This is a genomic window from Sphaerisporangium rubeum, from assembly GCF_014207705.1.
Classification (GTDB): Bacteria; Actinomycetota; Actinomycetes; order Streptosporangiales; family Streptosporangiaceae; genus Sphaerisporangium; species Sphaerisporangium rubeum.
This window is the reverse complement of record NZ_JACHIU010000001.1, coordinates 2333550-2352287: the sequence shown is the minus strand read 5'-3', so window position 1 is coordinate 2352287 and position 18738 is coordinate 2333550. Positions and strand designations below refer to the sequence as shown.

Sequence of the window (18738 nt, the reverse complement as noted above, 5' to 3'; positions counted from 1 at the left end):
GTTCGGCGCCATTCAGATCTAGTGATGGGACAATTCATGGCACTGACCATGGCGTCTGCTGGCTACTCGTCAGGACCATCGCGGAACACCCCGCCGTTACGCCGGCTGCTGATCGCTCTCGTGGTGACCACGCTCACCGCGGCGGCAGCCCTCGTCTCCGCGCCGTCGGCCAATGCCGCCACCGGCCACTTCCGAGGCATGAACTGGGCCGTGTTCGGTGACAACTTCAGCACCGGCCCGCTCGTCCTGCAGGGCCTGAGCCAGTCCGACAGCAACGCGACAGTGCGGGCCAAGGCCAACTCGCTCTACGACCACATGGAATACATCATGGGGGTCAACACCGTCCGGTTGCCGATCAACACCCACACGGTGGCCAACACGACGTGGTGGAATTCCTACCGCGGCGCCATCGACGCCGCCGCCGACCGCGGATTCAAGGTCATCCTGGCCTATTGGGAGGACGGCGCCGCCTCCGGCGGCAGGATCACGAACCTCGCCGCGTGGAACTCGATGTGGTCCACCGTGACCAACACCTACGGCTCGAACGGCAACGTCTACTTCGAGCCGATGAACGAGCCGCACGGCTACTCGTCCGCGGACTGGCGCAACGTGGCGGCGAACTGGCTCAGCACCCACACCAGCGCGGTGCCCGGCCGGGTGCTCATCGGCGGCACCGGCTTCAGCCAGGACCTCCGCGACATCTGCAACGACAGCCGCTTCAACTCGACGCTGCTGTCCTTCCACTACTACGCCTTCTTCTACAGCGCGATGACCTACGACGGCTTCCGGAGCCACATCCAGTCGCTGCTCGGCAACTGCGCCTCCCGCGCCATCGCCACCGAATACGGCGCGCCGATGTCCACCGGCCTCAACTACGCCGACCCGGCCGGCACCGACAACTTCGTGCGCTACATCCGCGCCATGGCCCAGGTCATGCGGGACAACCAGATGGGCGGCACGTACTGGCCGGCCCTCGGCGGCAAGCCGACCGCGAACCTCGGCTACGACCACTACTCGATGTACTCCCTCGGCGGCAGCGGCACCAACCTCACCCTGGCCGTCCGCAACCAGTCCGGCGCCGACCGCATCCGCTACGGCTGGGGCGACACCGTCGGCAACCAGACCCCCACCCCGACGCCGACGCCGACCCTGACCCCGACGCCGAACCCGTCGGCGTTCTACCGCCTGAACGCGCGCCACAGCAACAAGGCCATGGACGTCCAGGACGCGAGCACCAGCAACAACGCACGCGTCGACCAGACCCTCTACGGCGGCAACGCCTGGCAACAGTGGCGCTTCGTGGACGCCGGCAGCGGCTACTGGCGAATCGTCGCCCGTCACAGCGGAAAGTGCCTCGACGTGACAGGCGCCTCGACCGCCGACGGCGCCGAACTCATCCAGTACACCTGCGGCACCGGCGCCAACCAGCAGTTCCAGATGGTCCCCAACGGCGACTACTTCCAGCTCCGCGCACGCCACAGCGGCAAATGCGTGGACGTCCCGGCCGCCTCGACCGCGGACCGCGTGATCCTCAAGCAGTACACGTGCAACGGCGGCACCAACCAACAGTGGTCACGCAGCACGATGATCTGACGGCCGTCCCGGCATGACCGCCGATCCGCCGGTACAGCGCACCCCCGGCGCCGAGCTCGCGCTGTGTGCTCGGCGCCGGGGAACACAGGAATCGTCTGGAATTCTCGAAGGGAGACGTCTCATGGCGCCAAGGACCCGGGCTGGAAAACTGCTCACCACCGCGGCCCTCATCGCCGCCGGCATCACGTTCTCGGTCCCTGTCCATGCCGTGGCCGATCACATCGCAGGCGGTAAGCGGGGCCAGGTGACAGTAGCCGGATACACCTGGTCGAACTGACCCCGAGAACGCACCGTCACGCGCCGGTCGCCTGGATCAGGACGGCACGGGAGGGCTTCGGTGCACCTGGAACGGTGCGAAGCTCTGGGTGACGGGCATGAGCTCGATGACGTTGACGTTGACGTGCGCCGGCAGCGATGCGGCCCAGGACACGGCCTCGGCGATGTCGGCGGGGCCGAGCGGCCGCATCCCGGCATAGAGGGCCCGGGCCCGCTCCCGATCCCCGCCGAAGCGCACGGTGGAGAACTCGGTGTCCCCACACATGCCGGGTTCGACGCAGGTGACGCGGACGCCGGTGCCGTGCAGGTCGCTCCGCAGGTTCTGGCTGAACTGGTGGACGAACGCCTTGCTCGCGCCGTAGACGTTGCCGCCGGGGTAGGGGTAGGTGCCGGCGACCGAGCCCACGTTGACCACGTGGCCCCGGCCGCGTGCCACCATGCCGGGAAGGATCGCCCGGGTGCAGTACATGAGGCCCCTGCAGTTGGTGTCGAGCATCTGGTCCCAGTCATCCAGGTCGGCGTCTTGAGCGGGGAGCAGACCCTTGGCGAGGCCGGCGTTGTTGACCAGCAGGTCGATCTCGGCGAACTCGGCCGGCAGAGACGCGATCGCCTGCTCGACCGCGGCCCTGTCCCGGACGTCCAGTCCAAGAGGGTGGACGGTGCCCGGGTGGCCGGCCGCCGCCTTGGCGAGCAGGTCCGCTCTCCGCGCCGACGCGACGACGCGGACGCCGTCGGCCGCGAGGCGGCGGGTGATCGCGGCGCCGAAGCCACTGCTGGCGCCGGTGACGAACGCGGTCATGGTCATAGGGCTCGTCGCCTGCGGGAGATCGAGTCGAGGAACCTGCTCAGCGCCGCGTTGAACTCGGCCGGCCGTTCGAGGTTGGGCATGTGCGCGGTGTCCTCGATGACGACGAGCGCGGAGCCCGGGATGACCTCGTGCATGAGCCGGGCGTCACCGATCGGGGTGAACTCGTCATCGCTGCCGACGACGATGAGGGTGGGCACGCGGACGCGCGACAATGACGCCAGGTAGTCGGGACGCTCGGCGCGGCCTCGCAGTGCGGCGGCCGCACCCTCCGGAGGCGTCCTCCGCATCATTCCGATGACATGCTCGGCCACCGCGGAGGACCGCCGGATACTGGCCGGCGCCACCATCTTGGCCAGGACCTCCTCCGCGTAACCGTCCAACCCCTCCCGCAGCAGCCGGTCGGCCGTGGCGTTGCGGATCCGCCTGCCTTCTTCGGTCTCCGCCTGCGGGGCGGTAGCGGCGAGCACCAGCCCGCGCAGCCGGTCCGGGAACAGGCGATGAAACTCCATGACGATCTGTCCACCCATGGACAGGCCGCCGAGGACGACCTCTGCGACGTCGAGGTGGTCGAGAAGTGCGGCGATGTCCTGGGCGAAGGTCTGAAGTGGCGTCTTTCCCGGGACGACGCTGCTGCGGCCGTAGCCACGCAGATCCGGGACGATCACCCGGCGTCCGTCCCGGCCGAGATGCTCGACCTGGGGTGCCCACATCGAACGGTCGAACGGGTGCCCGTGGACGAGCATCAGCGGCGGCCCAGTGCCCTCGGGATTGTGGTCGTCATAAGCGATAGCGATCTGACCGGTGATGAAGGTGTCCACCGTGAATCTCTCCTGTTCGGCCAGCCTTGACAGGTCGATGCTATTAGCGGCAATATCTCGGTGCAATAGAGAAATTGCACTCGGAGCAATAGCGACCAGAGGTGACATGGACGACTTCCGGCGGATCGCGGACGCGCTCGCGGCAGAGGTCGCCTCCGGTCGCCTCAGGCCCGGGGACCGGCTACCGCCGCAGCGGCAGTTCGCCCGCAGGCACGGCATCGCCGGCTCCACCGCGGCGAGGGTGTACGGCGAGCTGATCCGCCGCGGCATCGCGGTCGGCGAGGTCGGACGCGGCACCTTCATCCGCGCCGCCGCGCCGTCGAGCGAGCCCGCACTCGCCGAGCCGGCCCGAGCGCGAGTGGACCTGGAGCTGAACTTCCCCATGCCTCCGGAGCAGCCCGCGCTCCTCGCGGAGAGCCTCGGCGGAATGCTGCGTCCCGACGTGCTGGCGGATGCGCTCGCCCCCGTAGGCGCGGCAGGTACGCCGGCCGTGCGGGAGGCGGCGGCCACGATGCTGTCGTGTCCCGGCTGGGCCCCCGAGCCCGGACGCCTGCTGATCACGGGCAACGGCCGGCAAGCGATCGCCGCCGCGCTCGCGGCACTCGTCCCGGCCGGTGACCGCCTCGGCGTCGAGGAACTGACCTACCCGCTGGTCAAGGGCATCGCCACCCGCCTGGGCATCACCCTGGTCCCGCTCACCATGGACGACTGCGGGGTACTCCCGGAAGCCATCCGATCGGCCGGGCCGCTGCGCGCCATCTATCTCCAGCCGACACTCCACAACCCGCTAGGCGTCACCATGCCCGAACGGCGGCGCGCCGAGATCGCCGCCGCTCTCCGAGAACTCGGGATCCACGCGGTCGAGGACCGCATCTACACGTTCCTCCGCGATGACCCACCACCGCTGGCCGCGTTCGCACCCGAACACGTCATCGTCGCCGACAGTCTGTCGAAGCGAGTGGCACCCGGCCTGACCATCGGCTTCGCGGTGACACCTGAGTCCATCGGCGACCGCGTCGCCTCGGCGCTGCGCTCAGGCGGCTGGACCGCCCCGAGATTCGCCGTGGAGGCCGCCACGCGATGGCTCACCGACGGCACCGTCGCCACCCTCCAAGAGCTCAAACGCCGCGACGCCGCCACGCGCCAGAGGCTCGTGCGCGACCACCTCGCCGAGTTCGCCGTCCAGGCCGACCCGCACGCCTACCACTGCTGGTGGCGCCTACCCGACCCATGGCGAGCCGACACCTTCGTCGCCGCCGCCGCCCGTCGCGACATCGCGGTCACCCCCGGCGCCGCCTTCACCGTCGTCACGGCCCACTCCCCCAACGCCGTCCGCCTCGCCCTGTCAGCACCACCGCTCGGCACCCTCGCCCCGGCCCTGGCCACCCTCGCCGCACTGGCCAGGAGCGCTCCCGAGGACACCGAGATCGAGTAGGAGCCGAATCACCGGAGGCACATACCGCGCTCATCGGCGATGGCACCCGAACCGACCCGCCCGCCGCTCGGTAAGCTCGATACGGCTACGGCGCGGGAAACGCTCGCCGGCAAGGACGCCGGCCCCTGGATCGACCCCCACCCATCCGGCCTGGCGAACGTCCCGGTGCCAGCGGCCTCACCGATCAGAAATCCTCCGCCACGTCGTCAGTCCTGTCGGCCCTCGCATCTGTCGGCCCTCGCACCGGTGGAAGGATCGACGACCATGACCGACACCAGACCGCTCGGCGCCGACGAGGCCACGTTCCTCGCGGCGGCCCGCTCGGGCGACACGGCGCGGTTCGCGCTTGTCACCGAGCGCCACCGGCGTGAGCTGCAGGTGCACTGCTACCGGATGCTCGCGAACTACGAGGATGCCGAGGACCTGACGCAGGAGACGTTCCTGCGAGCGTGGAACAAGCGGGAGTCGTTCAAGGGCCAGGCGGCACTGCGGACCTGGCTGTACCGCATCGCGACGAACGCCTGCCTCGACTTCCTGGAGAAGCGCAACGACCGCATACCCGTACCGTCCGAGCTGCCGGACCTCGGCTCCGAAATGCTGTACCTGCAGCCCTACCCCGACCGGATGCTCCCGCAGGACCCACAGGAATCGGTGGTGGCGCGGGAAACGATCGAGCTGGCGTTCATCGTCGCCGTCCAGCACCTGCCGCCGAGGCAGCGAGCGGCGTTCATCCTGCGCGACGTCCTCGGCTGGCCGGCGTCGAAAACCGCCGACGCTCTCGAACTGACCGTCGCATCGGTGACCAGCGCACTGCAGCGGGCCCGTGTGACGATGCGCGAGCAGCTGCCCGACCGCCGCCTCGACTGGCGGAGCCCCGCCACCCACGAGCTGTCGAACGACGAGCGCGGCGTGGTGAAGTCGTACATAGAGGCCCATGAGCGCAACGACCTCGACGGGCTGATGGCCCTGCTGCGCGACGACCTGCGCTTCACGATGCTGCCCCAACCGGGAACCTCGGTCATCACAGCCAAGGACGCCGTGGACGGCTGGGTCTCCGGCGGGCTCTTCCAGCGCGGCCACGACGACTGGCGCTGTATCACCACGACGGTCAACCGCATGCCTGCCGCCGTGCTCTACCTCCGCACCCCCGACGACCCCGAGTACCGGCTGTTCACCATCGCGGTCCTGCACATCGTCGACGGAAAGATCGCCGAACTCACCGGATTCGACGCCACCGACAAACCCTGGCTGGGCCTGCCCCCGACACTGTGATCAGCCAGGGCCCCATCGCCGACGAGTCCAGCGCACGGGCCGCCGTCACCGAAGTCACCGAGGAATGAGCACCCCGACCAGCCGAACACCACCGCCCCGCCGGCAGCGCCGGCGGGGCGGCTTCATGTCCGAGGAACATCGTCACGATCAACGACGCAGTCGTCCCCCATCTCCAGCAAGCCGGCCAGCAGCTCACTCAGAAGGCAAGGAAGGCCCGGGAAGGGTCCCTCATAGCCGAGGGTCACGGTGAGCACACCAGGAAGGATCTCGTCCTGGCCTCACGAGCCGAACATCTGGCCCGTGCTCATCGCCTCGTCTCGTAACGGGTCAGCACCATGCCGCCGGCAAACGTCCGCGTCTCCAGCAGGTTCAGGTTCACCCAGCTGTCCAGTGCCGTATAGAACGGCGTGCCGCCGCCGACCAGGACCGGGTGGGTGACAAGTACGTACTCGTCGATCAGCCCGGCCCGCATGGCCGCCCCGGCGAGCGTGGCGCCGCAGATGTCCATCGGGCCGCCGTCCTCGGCCTTGAGCCGGCTGATCTCGGCGACCGCGTCACCGGTGACCAGACGAGCGTTCCAGTCGACCGTGCTGATCGTCGAGGAGAACACCACCTTCGGCATCTCCCGCCAGCGGCGGGCGAACTCGATCTCCGCCGGGCTGGCGCCAGGCCGCTGGTCAGCGGTCGGCCAGTCGGCGCTCATCGTCTCCCACAGCTTGCGCCCGTACAACGCCAGACCGGTCCCCGCCACCCGGTCGGACCACCACTGGAACAGCTCATCGCTCGGCGCGCTCCAGCCGAGCTCGTCGCCGGCCGCAGCGATGTAGCCGTCCACACTCAGGTTCATGCCGAAGATCAGTTTCCGCATCGTGCCAGCCTCTCGTGAGTCGATCTCACACATACAGACGGACACGGCCCGGAAACCTGATCGGTGCACGATCTGCGTCCACAGGGAATCCCCGTGTTCCGAGACCCGGCCCGGCGTACTCAGCTGAGCCCGAGTGCCGACGGTGGGCATGCCGACCCCGATAGAGGTCGAGACCATGGTCATCGTGGCATCACGAATCCAGTGATCCAGCTCCACGGAGCTTGGAGCACACCAGAGTCTCCATCGACCCGGCACGGTTCGGCCACGTCAATCGCGTCAAGGCCCTCAAGCGCCAGATGTACGGCCGAGCCAACCCCGGCCGTCTGCGCAAACGCGTCCTCCTCGCCGACTGAAGCGGCTCGCTTCACGGAATCAGTGCCAGAGCCCACATCACGCGCCGTCGACAGGTTGTCATCTCTCCAGGGATGATCAACGACCGACACGATAAAAGCCTCAATCCTGGCCATATTGGAAAACGATTTATAGTCAGAATTGTCGCTTTGGCCCCCTTATCACGCCGTATATCTGACTTAACGGATAGAGATATCTCCGCGGATTCGACGCCATCCTGATGATCTGTGCGGGAAGATGACCCCACCATCGGCTTACCACGAGCACGGAGTGCTGGAGAGACATATATGACCGATATGCGCATCCTCGCGATCGTCATCGGCGTTCTGGTCCTGGCCGCGGGGATCGCGATCGGCGTTCTCGCGCGCAGACACCGCCGTGCGGGGAAGGCGACAACGTTCTGGCGGTCGATGGAACGGCTCGGATTCGTGATCGCAGTGCTGAGCGGATCGGCGAGCCTGATCATCACCCTCCTGGTCCTTGTCCTGGAGCGGCCGGCCTCCCCCGTGACGGAGGGACGGCAGCCGGGCAGAACAACCGGCTCGCCGCCGACCACCGCACCGCCCGGGAGCCCGCGGGTGGTGATCGACAGGCAGGGCTTCGCGCTCGGCCCGCCCTCGTCGTTCCCGGCGCCGGAGACGGACAAAGTCGATCTGGACAGCGGCCACCGGGGCTACGGGACGATCGTCGAGCAGTGGGGGAAGGATTTCCAGCCGGACCCGGGCGGACGGACGGACATCATCATCGAGGACGGCGAGATCCACTCATACGACGGGACCGAGCGGTCGATGGTCCTCCTCGCGGACGCGGGATCCGGGGGGTACGCCGCGTGCAGGAGGGCGCTGGCCGAGGAGGACAGCCGGGTCGCCCGGATCCCCCTCGCCGACCTGGCGGCCGGGTCGCAGGTGTGCTCGCGCACCGACCAAGGCCGGACGGCGCTGGTCACCGTCCAGGAGGCCGGCCAAGGCCCCGTGCTGACGATCGCGTTCACCACTTGGGAGAGGTGACAAGCTCTCGGTGGAGAGCTCGCGTCACCCGGTGCGGGGACGTAGTCGAGGCCGGTGAACGGCCAGGAACTGCGCAGCCAGCCCTCGACCAGCTCGTAAAGCGGCTTGTCCAGGTGCGCGACGCTCAGGCGCACCCACGAGCGCACCGTGCGTGGCACGACCGGCCGAAGGGGTAGATGTCCCCGCAGCCCACCACCTCATCGCCGATCAGGACGGAGTAGGTGAAACCGGTCCGCCGACGGGGGCCGCCGACGTACCAGATGAGGTCGCGCAGGTTGTCGTCGAGGCTCATGGGCTCGGGCCAGGAACATCTCGAAGCCAGGTGTGCGGCGGATGTGCGCCACGCTCGACGTCCAGGCGCGGTAGTCGCGCTCGTTGTGCTCCGGACCGAGCGGAACCAGGTGGAGACCGCCATGCGCGACCCCGAAAGGACTGGGCCCCAGAGAACTGCGGCGCAGCCCGGTCATCCAAGAGGGTGCGACCACCATGGACGGCATCTTCCCGATGCCCGAGAACCCTTAGTCACTCACGTTGTCACCCACGCCCCGTTTCCATGATCGGAGATGGGGCGTTTTGGCTGGTGGGCGCTACTGGGTTCGAACCAGTGACCCCTCGCTTGTAAGGCGAGTGCTCTACCGCTGAGCTAAGCGCCCTTCCTGGTGGACCACAACCTTACGGTACCGGTGGGTGGGTGGGCACATCGAGAGGTGGGGTGGGGGGTTGTGTCGATTTCCAAGCCAGGAGGGCGGCGCCTAGCATGCCGGCGTTGGTGCCGAGGAGGGTGTGGTGGATCTGGGGGGCGGTGCGCCAGGTGAGTTTGCGTTGGAGGCGTTCGGCCACGGGGGTGCTCAGGGTTGGGCCTGCTTGGGACAGGCCGCCGCCGAGGACGATGGAGGTGGGGTCCAGGAGGAGGGTGTAGGTGGCCAGGGCCAGGGTCAGGGCTTCCAGGGCTTCGTTCCACACCTCGGTGGCTTGGGGGTCGCCGCGTTCGGCTCGGGTGATGACGTCCTCGGCGGTGGGTGGGGTGGCGGGGGCCGGGGTGGGGGTGATGGAGCTGGCTCTGGTCAGGGACTCGGTGTAGCGGCGGGCTATGGAGGCGGCGGAGGCGTAGGTTTCCAGGCAGCCGGTCTGGCCGCAGGCGCATTGTTCGCCGGTGGGGAAGACGGGGATGTGGCCGATCTCGCCGCTCCAGCCGGTGGCGCCGGGGTAGGGGGTGTTGTTCAGGATCATGGCGCCGGCGATGCCGGTGCCTATGGAGAGGAAGAGGAAGTCCTGCTGGTGGCGTGCGGCGCCTAGGACGCTCTCCGCGAGGCCGGCCGAGCGGACGTCGTGGCCCAGGCGGATCGGGACGTCCAACGGGTTGAAGTCCGATGCGGGGACGTCGCGCCAGCCGATGTTGGAGGAGTAGACGGCGGTGTTGTCGGATACGGGGCCGGGGACCACGACGCCTACGGCGGTCGGAGGGGTTTCGCCGGCGCCGGCGAGGTCGGCGATGAACTCACGGATCGTGGCGATGACCTTGCCGGGGCCCTCGGTGCGGGGGGTGGGGCGGCGGTCGGTGAGGAGGATGTCGCCTCCGGCGGTGACCAGGCCGCCTTTCATCGAGGTACCGCCTACGTCCAGGGCCACGACATGGGTGGTCATACGGCGGCCTCGCCGAGGATGAAGCTGTGCACCGGAGTCTTTCCCCTTCGCCACTCACCGTGTGTCCCGCGCAGTGTCGCGGACGAGTCTCCCGCACGTCAAAACCGCCCTGAGGTCCGCCTCCACCGGCCGGTCACCGTAAGGCGGCGCCGATTTCGCCGTACCACTTCCCACCGCGTCGGCGCCGGAAAGCGTCGCTGCTGGACCGAAACGGAGAAGTTCGGTTGCCGCGGTGGTGGAGTGCAGTGGGTGGAGTGGGTTGTGGCCCTTCGACCAGCACACCTCAGAGGCCAGGTGAGTGGGGTGCAAGAGAGTGAGATCGAGTGAGTCAGGTGCAGTGAGGTGCACTGAGTGAGGTGCTGTGGGTGGGTTGTGACCCTTTGACCAGCCGGACAGCCCGGAGGCGAGGGTGGGTGGGGTCAGGGCACTCGGGTGCGGCGGGGGGGTGGGTCCGGGGGGTGGGGGGTGGTGCCTAGGACTCTGGTCAGGGCGGCGGCTACTTCTTCTGAGAGGCCGGTTATCTGGGGGGTGGGGGTGGGAGGGCTGGTTTGGGTGGGGCGGGTGGTGCCGCAGGTGCGGCATTCTATTTCGCCGAGGCGGCAGATGAGGGTGGTGGAGTCGCAGGTGGTGCAACGGTCCAAGTCCAGGTCGTGGTTGGTCTGGCAGGTGGGGCAGATCAGGACCTGGGAGTCGTGGTGTACGGCGCGGCGCCAGGGGCTGGCGCCGCGGATGGGGTCCGTCTGGCGGATCCCGCATCGGTAGCAGGGCATCGTCGCCACCGCCTTCGTCCTCGCCTTGGCCGTCTCCGGGGCTGAGAGGCGGCCGGTGCTACGAGATGTCGTCGAGTACCCGGAGGTACCCGGAGATGTCGCGCGGCGCGGCGGTGGGGTTGATCGCCTTCCAGCGGACCACGCCTTCGCCGTCGATGACGAAGGTGCCTCGCACGGCGAAGCCCTTGTCCTCATCGAAGACACCGTACGCCTGCGCCACCGCTCCGTGCGGCCAGAAGTCCGACAGCAGGGGGAAGTTGAACTTCTCCCGGTCGGCCCAGGCCCGGTGGCTGAACATGGAGTCGACGGAGACGGTGAGCACCTGGACGTCGGGGGGTGCGGCGACGAGGAAGTCGTCGCGGATGGCGCACAGCTCTCCGTGGCATCCCCCGCTGAAGGCCAGGGGGTAGAACATGAGCACGACACGCTTTCCCAGGAAGTCGGAGAGCCGTACCGGCGCGCCGTGCTGGTCTCTGAGGGCGAAGTCCGGGGCCTTGTCGCCGATGTCGACCGCCATGCCGCTTCTCCCTTCGCACGTTGAACATTTGACCGTCTGGGCACATCCGTCTGCCGTACGGCTCGAAGCGTCAGCCGTACGGCAGCGATGGCGGCGGAGGAAGTCTCTAGCGGCGTCCCTTGGGCGCGACGAGCCGCGTACCCGACCAGTCGCGGGCCGCGCTGACACTGCTGGTCTGCGAGAGGCCCGCAGTGGCGGCGTCCTCTCCGATGTCGCTGGGCTCGACGTGGCCGTCCCTGCCGACCTTCGGCGTGAGGAGCCAGATCTGCCCCCCGTCGGCCAGCGCGGTCATGGCGTCGCTCAGCGCGTCGAACAGGTCGCCGTCGCCGTCCCGCCACCACATGAGCACCACGTCGACGACGTCTTCGGCGTCCTCGTCGAGGAGCTCGTTGCCGGTGAGCTCCTCTATCGACTGCCTGAGTTCTTCGTCGGTGTCCTCGTCCCAGCCGATCTCCTGCACCACCTGACCCGGCTTCAGACCGAGTCGCTCGGCCAGGCCGCGCTCGCCCTGCGCCTGACCCGCGGTCGCGCTCACGTTTGTCCCTCCTGCTTGGATGGCCCCGCACGTATGCGGTTCACCGGCCTCCGTGAGGCCGCTTCGGCACAGTCCACACGCTGTGACCCGTCGTCGTCAACGGTCGCCACGGCCGGTGACCCGCACCGTTATCTGTTAGTTCGACAAAAACGACAAACGAACACGTCGTTCCGTGTTGTCGATGTTGAGGTCCACGATCGCCACAGACTGCCATGTGCCGAGCGCCAGCCGTCCGTCGATGACCGGGATGGTCGCGTACGGCGGGATCAGCGCCGGCATGACGTGTGATCTGCCGTGGCCGCGCGAGCCGTGCGCGTGCCGCCACCGGTCGTCGGCCGGCAGCAGTTCCCGCAGCGCGTCGAGGAGGTCGTCGTCGCTGCCGGACCCGAGTTCCAGCAGCGCCACCCCCGCGGTCGCGTGCGGGACGAAGACGTGCAACAGCCCGTCGCCTCCGCAGGAACGCGCGAACTCCTCGCACCTTCGGGTGATGTCATGCACCCTTTCCGTGCTCCCGGTATTCACCTCGAACGTCTGAGATCTCACCTTCGGATCTTATGGTCCCCGTTGAGCTGGGACGACAATCGCGTCCGGCCCTGGGAACACCAGCCCGACATGGCCGTCGTCGAAGCGCACGACGTAGGGCGGACATCCGTCCGGGCCGCGGACCTCGATGATCAGGCCCGGCCGGTCCGGGTGCCCCACCGTCGTCCCGTGCACGACGAGCCGATCCCCTATGGTCGCGTACACCTTTGTCCTCCTTCCCCTCCTCCTTCCAAGGCTCGTACGACCTCATGCCCGCCGGGAAGAGCCGGGGACCCTCCCCCGGCAGAGGGAGGGGAAATAACTACCGAAACGTTACGCTGCGGGGATGTGGCGGTTCGGGCTGCGGTCACGGATGGCGGCGTCCTACGTACTGGTCACCGCGGCGGCGGTACTGATCGTGGAGAGCGTGCTGCTCGGGCTGATGGTCACCTCCGAATCAAGGTCGGATCTGGTGCGGCGGGTGCAGAACCAGGCCGGCAGGGACGCGAAGGTCATCGGCGCCACGCTCGGCAAGGTGAACGTCTTCGCGCCGGGCCTCAGCCAGTGGGGCGTGCTCGCCATGGCGGCGAAGAACTCCTCCGCCGAGACCGGATTCGGCGACCGGGACGGCAAGAGGCGGGAACTGCCGTTCGACAGCACGTCAGGGGCGGTGGAGGTGCTGACGGATGCCACAGGCCGTGTGGTGACCGGCACGGCGGACGACGTGTACCCGCCGGGGGTGGTGCTCTCCGCTTCGCGGTCGCAGTTGCCGCAGGGCACCGGCGGCAAGGGGGTGACTCCGCTCGGCCTCGCCGTGTGGTGGATGAGCCCGGTGCTCGCCGGTTCCGGCCCGCTGGACAAGGACGGCGAGCCCGGTGTGCCGGATCCGGTGGGGCCGGCGGACGGTCGGACGGGGGCCGCCACGGGGAAGCCCACGGAAACTTTCAGGACCGTCGGGTACGTCTACGTCCAGGCGCCGGCGGACCTGCGAGTGGTCCCGCTCACCGACTCCGTCGGTCCTCTGCTCGCTCCCGGGCTGCTCGTGCTCGCGCTGGTGGTGCCGGTGGGGGTGGTTTTCGGCATGCTGAGCACCCGCAGGCTGATCGTCCGCGTCACGCGACTGGCCGCGGTCACGTCAGCGGTGGCCGAAGGCGACTTCACGCGCAGGGTGGCGGTGCGGGGCGACGACGAGGTGGGGCGGCTGGAGGACGGCTTCAACCGGATGACCGACCGCCTCGGCGCGGCCGTGGCGGCCGAGCGGCACGCGGCGACGGCCGAGGCACGGCAGGCCGAGCGCGCGCGGATCGCCAGGGAACTGCACGACTCCATCTCGCAGGACCTTTTCTCGCTGAGCCTGCTCGCCGCGGGCCTGCGCCTGGCCGCGCCGGCCGCGCTCGGCCGCGAGGCCGAGGCCATGGAGCGGACGGCCGCGCGCACCATGCGAGAGATGCAGGCCCTGCTGCTGGAGCTGCGTCCGGTGGCCCTGGAGGACGCGGGGCTCGTCCCCGCGCTGGAGGAACTGTGCCGTGCGTACGAGTCCCGGCTCGGCGTCACCGTGCGCACCGTTCTTGAGGAGGTCGTGCTGCCGCCGGCGGCCGAGCACGCGCTGCTGCGCCTCACGCAGGAGGCCCTCGGGAACGCGGTCAGGCACGGTTCTCCGCGCGTCGTAGAGGTGCGGCTGAGCGGTGCGCCGGGTGCGGTGCGGTTGCGGATCGCCGACGACGGACGAGGGTTCGACCCGGACCGTCCGTCGCCGGGTCACGGGATGGGGCTGAAGCTCATGCGCGAACGGATGGCGGAACTCGGGGGGACGTTCGAGGTGGCGGGAGAGCCCGGTGCCGGGACCGTCGTCTCGGCGTCGGTGCCGCTGCCGGGCCACGTGGCGGCCCGGTGATCCGGGTGCTGATCGTGGACGACCACGAGGTGGTGCGGCAGGGTCTGCGCTTCGTCCTGGAGCAGGTGGACGGCGTCGAGGTGGCCGGCGAGTGCGCCACCGGCGAGCAGGCCCTGGCGCTGGTTCGCGCGCTGCGGCCGGCGGTGGTGCTGCTCGACCTGGTGATGCCCGGCATGGACGGGCTGGACGTGCTGCGCCGCCTCGGGGAGGGCCGGCCGGCGGTGATCGTGCTGACGTCCTTCCACGAGGACGACCGGATCGTGGAGGCGCTGCGCCTCGGCGCGTTGTCGTACCTGCCGAAGACCACGCCGGTGGACCGCGTGGTGGAGGCCGTGCGGGCCGCCGCGACCGGAGGCAGCGTGCTGGAGCCCCGCATCGCGAGCCTGCTGGTGAGACGGATGCGCGGGTCCGGTCCGCCGGACCCGCTGGCCGCGCTCACCCCCCGTGAGCGCGAGGTGCTCACGGCCCTGGCGCGAGGCCGTTCCAACATCGAGATCGCGCGTTCGCTGTCCCTCGGCAAGGAGACGGTGAAGACCCACGTGTCGAGCATCCTCGCCAAGCTCGGGGTCGCCGATCGCACCCAGGCCGCCATCGTCGGGCTCCAGCAGGGCCTCGTCCCCTTGGACGAGGCCCTGCTGGACGGCGACGGCTGACGTGCGGACCGGCGGTCACATGGCGCGCAGTGCCTCGGTGGGCTGGAGGCGAGCGGCGCGCAGTGCGGGGTAGAGCCCGGCGAGGGCTCCCACCAGCACGGCCACGCCGAGGCCGCCCCACAGTGCCTCGGGAGGGATCAGCGCCGGCCAGCCGCGGTGCCGGGCCACGACGGCGGTGACCAGTGAGCCGGCCGCCACACCGGCCGCGCCGCCGAGCGCGGAGAGCAGGAACGACTCGGCGAGGAACTGCGCGGCCACGTGCCGGCGAGCGGCGCCGAGCGCGCGGCGCAGGCCGATCTCGCCACGGCGCTCCAGTACGGAGATGACCATGATGTTGCCGACGCCGATGCCTCCCACGAGCAAGGCGATCGCCCCGAGGCCGAGGAACAGCGCGGCGCCGGTCTCGGCCACCGACAGGCGGACGGTGAGCGTGTCCGAGGGACGGCTCACGTCGGCGCGTTCGGGGAACTCCGGGTTGGTGGTGGCGGCGAGCAGCGCGGCGACGGCCTCCACACGGTCCTGCGCGGCGCGGACGTACAGGCGGCTGGGGTGGCCGTCGTGGCCGAGCAGGCGGCCCGCGACGGGGAACCCGACCAGCGCGGCCCTGTCGATCTCCGGGGCCAGGGTCAAAGGTGCGAGGACGCCGGCGACGCCGAACCAGTGGCCGCCGAGCCGTACCCGGGTGGCGCCGTCCACGCGGCTGATCCCGAGCATGCGGGCCGCCTCGTGGCCGAGCACGGTGACCGGGTACCCGGCGGTCGCGGCGTCGAGGAACCGGCCCTTGGCGACCTGACCGTCCAGCGTGGCCAGCAGTGCGGCGTCACAGGCCCGTACGTCCAGCCCGCCGGTCTGCCCTGCCGGGATCAGGTCGTTGCGGTAGACGGAGAACCCGTTCAGGCGCGTGGTGGGTGCGACGTGCTCCACCCCCGGCAGCCGGCGGATCATCGTGCTCGCGCGCTCCGGCAACGGGGCCTCGGCGCCACCGATCTCCTTGCCGTCGGCGACGGTGAGCAGGTTGGTGCCGAGCCGGTCGATCTGCTCGAGCAGCGCCGCCTGGCTGGACCGGGTGACCCCGAGCACCGCGACGATCGACGCGACGCCGATCGCGATGCCGAGCGCCGAGAGCACGGCGCGCAGCGGCCGCGACCGCAGCCCGAGGGTGCCGGCGGCCAGCAGGTCGGCTCCCCGCATCCGGCTGACGTCGCTCATGGCGTCACCGGCCCGCGGTCCCCGACGACCAGGCCGTCACGCAGTTCCACCCGGCGCGGGCAGGCGCCGGCGACCTCGGCGTCGTGCGTGACCACCACCAGGGTCGTCCCCTGGCCGTTCAGCTCGCGCAGCAGTTCGATGATCGCGGCGCCTGAGGCGGAGTCGAGGTTCCCGGTGGGTTCGTCGGCCAGCACGATCGCCGGTCGTCCGGCCAGAGCGCGTGCGACGGCGACCCGCTGCCGCTCCCCGCCGGACAGTCTGGACGGACGGTGCGCGGCACGGTGCGCGAGGCCGACCCCGGCCAGCGCCTCCGCGGCGAGACGCCGCCGCTCGGCATCCGGCATGCCGCGGTACACCAGCCCTGTGGCGACGTTCTCCAGCGCGGTCATGCCCTCCAGCAGGAAGAACCGCTGGAAGACCACCCCCACGTGGCGGGCCCGCAGTCCGGCGAGCCGCCGGTCGCGGTAGGTCCCCGTCTCGTGGCCGGCGAGGCGCACCGAGCCGGAGGTGGGGCGGTCGAGTGCGGCCATGAGGTGGAGCAAGGTGGACTTGCCCGAGCCGGACGGCCCGAGCAGCGCCACCATCTCGCCGGGCCGGACGTCCAGCGACACGCCGCGCACCGACTCCACCGGCGGCTCGCCGGGGTACACCTTCCAGACCTCCGACAGCCGCAGCACCGGTTCTTCCGTGTGGTCCTTCACGGTCATCCGGCCGGCACCTCCACCATGGTCCCCTCGGTGACACCGGTCACCTCGACGGTCCCCGCGACCTCGTCGAACAGTCCCACCTCGACCGGCACGGCCGTCCGGCGTCCGCCGTCCACGGTCACGACGGCGTACGTGCCGCCGGGCCTGGCGAGCAGGGCGACGACGGGGACGGTGAGGACGTTCGCGCGTCGCTCTGTGGTGATGTCCACCTGGACCAGCGCCTGGTCCAGCATGCGGAACCGCTTGCCGGCGAGCCGGACGGTGGCGGGGATGGTGGACGGCGCCTGCGCGCCGTCCTGCTGTTCGCCGGGCTGCGCGACGCCGCTGACCCGGGTCACGCGACCGGGGCGGACGGCACCGTCGGGGAGCGTGACGCGCACCCGGTCCCCCCGGCGCACCGACGGCGCCACGGCGGGGTCGAGGTCCAGCGTGACCACGGGGGCCGCCCCGGTGCCGTGCAGCACCTGCCCTGTGGCGGGCCGTCCGGTCCCGATGTCGTGACCGGTGACCCGGAGGGCCCCGGGGAGGAAGACCACCTGGCCGAGGGGGACGGCGCCGGTCACCGGCAGCCGCGCGGCGCGCTGCCACCGGCGTACCGCCCAGTACGTGCCGAGGTCGTAGTGACGGTCCACCGTGAAGCCGGTGTACCCGAGGGCCCGGAGGTTGCGCTCCAGTTGCCGCACGTCCGTCCCGTCGGTCACGCCGAGTCCCAGGTCGCGCCAGGCGGGGCGGGGGCCGTACAGCAGAGGCACCCGGCGGCCGTCCGACTCGTACAGGGTGGCGCCCCGCCGGACCGTGGTCCCGGTCGCGGGCAGGCGGGTGACCGTGCCGCCGTGGCCGGTGACCGTGTACGCGCCGTCGTAGGTCAGGGTGCCGTTGACCTGCTGCCGCGCGACCACGTCGCCGAGCGTGACCGCGACGGCCGAGCCCGCGGGTGGAGCGGTGGTGGCCGGCGGGGGTGGTTCACGAAGCAGGACCCAGCCGCCTCCGGCGGCGGCGAGGACCACCACCCCGGCCAGGGACAGGCCGACAGGTCTCATCGCCGGGGTCATCCTTCCGTGATGTGGAGGCCTTTGCCGGGCAGGATGCTCCGGCATTTGCGCAGCTGGTCGATGAACCCGCGCTTGCCGAGGTCGCGCAGACGGCGGGGCAGCGGGAAGGCGCCTTCTGTCGTGGGGTCGGGCCAGTCGCGCAGACCGTTGGCACGCATGCATTTGGCGAACTCGCGTGTCTTCGCCAGCTCGGCGGGTGGGATCGTCTCGCTCTTCATGCCGGGGATGTCGCGCAGGATGGATCGGCATGCCTCGGTCGCCTTGGTGGACGGCAGCTTGCCGTGACCCTGCGGCACCGGGAAGGTGATCCTCCCGTCGGCCCCTCGCACCGGGTCGGGGAAGCCCGGCATGCCGTTGGCGCGCACGCATCTGGAGAATTCCCTGAAGGTGGCGAACTCGTCGACCCGGGGGGCCGGACTCGCGGAGGTCCCCGCTCCGCCTGCCGGTGACGCGCAGCCGGCCGCGCCGGCGATCAGCGCCATCACCGATATGATCAAGGTTGTACGTTTCATCAGTGGAGCCTCCGGTGTGGACGGCTCCCGGGGAGCCGTACGATCAAGGCTCGTGACACCGGTCCGGCCGCGCATCGCGCGCGAGCGGGGTTGGGAGTCCCCCCGGCGGGGGAGGCAGAGGGGTGCGGGGCACCCAGAGGCGACCCCTGAGCCGAGGCCGGGACGTCTCATGCTTAGATGCCAATTGTCATTGTCGGGGGAAAACGTCCTACCATCGGTGGTCTAGGCCACGCCTGGCCCACTGCCAGCAGGGACATCTTGGTTACCGGACGGTAGAGATGCACTTTCCGGAGTA

Annotated in this window: 22 protein-coding genes and 1 tRNA gene; 8 read left to right on the top strand and 15 right to left on the bottom strand. The window is 70.1% G+C overall.

Features of this window, described 5'->3' with window-relative positions:
* The first annotated feature begins 36 nt into the window (after nucleotides 1–36).
* Together BJ992_RS10040 and BJ992_RS10035 are read left to right on the top strand one after the other, a co-directional pair.
* Nucleotides 37–1593 carry an RICIN domain-containing protein gene (locus tag BJ992_RS10040; RefSeq protein WP_221474745.1) on the top strand — a complete coding sequence of 519 codons (1557 nt, stop codon included), beginning with the start codon at nucleotides 37–39 and terminating at the stop codon, nucleotides 1591–1593.
* 121 nt (nucleotides 1594–1714) lie between these two features.
* The gene (locus BJ992_RS10035; RefSeq protein ID WP_184979750.1) at nucleotides 1715–1870 is read left to right on the top strand and encodes a hypothetical protein; all 156 of its coding nucleotides are present in this window, start codon (nucleotides 1715–1717) and stop codon (nucleotides 1868–1870) included.
* Nucleotides 1871–1906: 36 nt separating this feature from the next.
* Here the strand turns inward: BJ992_RS10035 and BJ992_RS10030 are convergent, their stop codons facing one another.
* Both BJ992_RS10030 and BJ992_RS10025 read right to left on the bottom strand, forming a co-directional pair.
* On the bottom strand, nucleotides 1907–2674 hold the full coding sequence (locus tag BJ992_RS10030) for an SDR family NAD(P)-dependent oxidoreductase (RefSeq protein WP_184979748.1): 768 nt from the start codon (nucleotides 2672–2674) through the stop codon (nucleotides 1907–1909).
* On the bottom strand, nucleotides 2671–3603 hold the full coding sequence (locus BJ992_RS10025) for an alpha/beta fold hydrolase (RefSeq protein WP_184979746.1): 933 nt from the start codon (nucleotides 3601–3603) through the stop codon (nucleotides 2671–2673). Before BJ992_RS10025 ends, BJ992_RS10030 begins: the two co-directional genes overlap by 4 nt.
* On the opposite strand from BJ992_RS10025, the gene BJ992_RS10020 reads away from it, so the two are divergent.
* Together BJ992_RS10020 and BJ992_RS10015 are read left to right on the top strand one after the other, a co-directional pair.
* Entirely contained in the window at nucleotides 3602–4930 is a 1329-nt protein-coding gene (locus BJ992_RS10020; protein WP_184979744.1) for an aminotransferase-like domain-containing protein, read from the top strand. The two genes, BJ992_RS10025 and BJ992_RS10020, sit on opposite strands and share 2 nt — an antisense overlap.
* Nucleotides 4931–5194: 264 nt before the next feature.
* Nucleotides 5195–6202 (top strand): RNA polymerase subunit sigma-70, encoded by a 1008-nt coding sequence (locus tag BJ992_RS10015; protein WP_184979742.1) that lies wholly within the window; start codon nucleotides 5195–5197, stop codon nucleotides 6200–6202.
* A gap of 304 nt (nucleotides 6203–6506) precedes the next feature.
* On the opposite strand, the gene BJ992_RS10010 is transcribed toward BJ992_RS10015, so the two are convergent.
* Entirely contained in the window at nucleotides 6507–7070 is a 564-nt protein-coding gene (locus BJ992_RS10010) for a dihydrofolate reductase family protein (protein WP_184979740.1), read from the bottom strand.
* Nucleotides 7071–7291: 221 nt separating this feature from the next.
* Between BJ992_RS10010 and BJ992_RS33710 the strand changes: the two genes are divergently transcribed.
* Nucleotides 7292–7423, top strand: a complete 132-nt coding sequence (locus tag BJ992_RS33710; protein WP_281390323.1) for a hypothetical protein — start codon at nucleotides 7292–7294, stop codon at nucleotides 7421–7423.
* Nucleotides 7424–7717: 294 nt separating this feature from the next.
* On the top strand, nucleotides 7718–8428 hold the full coding sequence (locus BJ992_RS10005) for a hypothetical protein (protein WP_184989467.1): 711 nt from the start codon (nucleotides 7718–7720) through the stop codon (nucleotides 8426–8428).
* A 124-nt stretch (nucleotides 8429–8552) separates the two neighbouring features.
* Here BJ992_RS10005 and BJ992_RS32120 read toward each other — a convergent pair whose 3' ends face one another.
* The 8 genes from BJ992_RS32120 to BJ992_RS09965 all read right to left on the bottom strand — a co-directional run bounded on the left by BJ992_RS32120 (nucleotide 8553) and on the right by BJ992_RS09965 (nucleotide 12641).
* Nucleotides 8553–8720 carry a hypothetical protein gene (locus BJ992_RS32120; RefSeq protein ID WP_221474744.1) on the bottom strand — a complete coding sequence of 56 codons (168 nt, stop codon included), beginning with the start codon at nucleotides 8718–8720 and terminating at the stop codon, nucleotides 8553–8555.
* Between the two features lie 286 nt (nucleotides 8721–9006).
* Nucleotides 9007–9081: transfer RNA gene (locus BJ992_RS09995), tRNA-Val, on the bottom strand.
* 19 nt (nucleotides 9082–9100) lie between these two features.
* Nucleotides 9101–10072 carry an ROK family protein gene (locus BJ992_RS09990; RefSeq protein ID WP_184979738.1) on the bottom strand — a complete coding sequence of 324 codons (972 nt, stop codon included), beginning with the start codon at nucleotides 10070–10072 and terminating at the stop codon, nucleotides 9101–9103.
* A 419-nt stretch (nucleotides 10073–10491) separates the two neighbouring features.
* The gene (locus BJ992_RS09985) at nucleotides 10492–10842 is read right to left on the bottom strand and encodes a hypothetical protein (protein ID WP_184987822.1); all 351 of its coding nucleotides are present in this window, start codon (nucleotides 10840–10842) and stop codon (nucleotides 10492–10494) included.
* Nucleotides 10843–10900: 58 nt separating this feature from the next.
* Nucleotides 10901–11359, bottom strand: a complete 459-nt coding sequence (locus BJ992_RS09980) for a peroxiredoxin (RefSeq protein ID WP_184979736.1) — start codon at nucleotides 11357–11359, stop codon at nucleotides 10901–10903.
* Nucleotides 11360–11465: 106 nt separating this feature from the next.
* Entirely contained in the window at nucleotides 11466–11894 is a 429-nt protein-coding gene (locus BJ992_RS09975) for a DUF3052 family protein (RefSeq protein ID WP_184979734.1), read from the bottom strand.
* Between the two features lie 135 nt (nucleotides 11895–12029).
* Complete coding sequence (locus BJ992_RS09970) at nucleotides 12030–12437, bottom strand: secondary thiamine-phosphate synthase enzyme YjbQ (RefSeq protein ID WP_184979732.1); 408 nt, start codon at nucleotides 12435–12437, stop codon at nucleotides 12030–12032.
* Nucleotides 12438–12446: 9 nt separating this feature from the next.
* The gene (locus BJ992_RS09965) at nucleotides 12447–12641 is read right to left on the bottom strand and encodes a DUF1918 domain-containing protein (protein WP_184979731.1); all 195 of its coding nucleotides are present in this window, start codon (nucleotides 12639–12641) and stop codon (nucleotides 12447–12449) included.
* 121 nt (nucleotides 12642–12762) lie between these two features.
* Here BJ992_RS09965 and BJ992_RS09960 point away from each other — a divergent pair, with 121 nt between their 5' ends.
* Both BJ992_RS09960 and BJ992_RS09955 read left to right on the top strand, forming a co-directional pair.
* Nucleotides 12763–14310 (top strand): HAMP domain-containing sensor histidine kinase, encoded by a 1548-nt coding sequence (locus BJ992_RS09960; RefSeq protein ID WP_184979729.1) that lies wholly within the window; start codon nucleotides 12763–12765, stop codon nucleotides 14308–14310.
* A complete protein-coding gene (locus tag BJ992_RS09955; RefSeq protein ID WP_343072579.1) occupies nucleotides 14307–14963 on the top strand; it encodes a response regulator in 657 nt (218 codons plus the stop codon). The genes BJ992_RS09960 and BJ992_RS09955 overlap by 4 nt, the downstream gene beginning before the upstream one ends.
* A gap of 15 nt (nucleotides 14964–14978) precedes the next feature.
* On the opposite strand, the gene BJ992_RS09950 is transcribed toward BJ992_RS09955, so the two are convergent.
* Genes BJ992_RS09950 through BJ992_RS09935 form a run of 4 tightly spaced genes read right to left on the bottom strand, consistent with a single transcriptional unit; the run spans nucleotide 14979 to nucleotide 18443 of the window.
* On the bottom strand, nucleotides 14979–16172 hold the full coding sequence (locus BJ992_RS09950; RefSeq protein ID WP_184979727.1) for an ABC transporter permease: 1194 nt from the start codon (nucleotides 16170–16172) through the stop codon (nucleotides 14979–14981).
* Nucleotides 16169–16879 (bottom strand): ABC transporter ATP-binding protein, encoded by a 711-nt coding sequence (locus BJ992_RS09945; protein WP_184979725.1) that lies wholly within the window; start codon nucleotides 16877–16879, stop codon nucleotides 16169–16171. The genes BJ992_RS09950 and BJ992_RS09945 overlap by 4 nt, the downstream gene beginning before the upstream one ends.
* Nucleotides 16876–17919 carry a peptidoglycan-binding protein gene (locus BJ992_RS09940; RefSeq protein WP_184979723.1) on the bottom strand — a complete coding sequence of 348 codons (1044 nt, stop codon included), beginning with the start codon at nucleotides 17917–17919 and terminating at the stop codon, nucleotides 16876–16878. Before BJ992_RS09940 ends, BJ992_RS09945 begins: the two co-directional genes overlap by 4 nt.
* A gap of 8 nt (nucleotides 17920–17927) precedes the next feature.
* The gene (locus BJ992_RS09935; RefSeq protein ID WP_184979716.1) at nucleotides 17928–18443 is read right to left on the bottom strand and encodes a hypothetical protein; all 516 of its coding nucleotides are present in this window, start codon (nucleotides 18441–18443) and stop codon (nucleotides 17928–17930) included.
* Nucleotides 18444–18738: the final 295 nt, after the last annotated feature.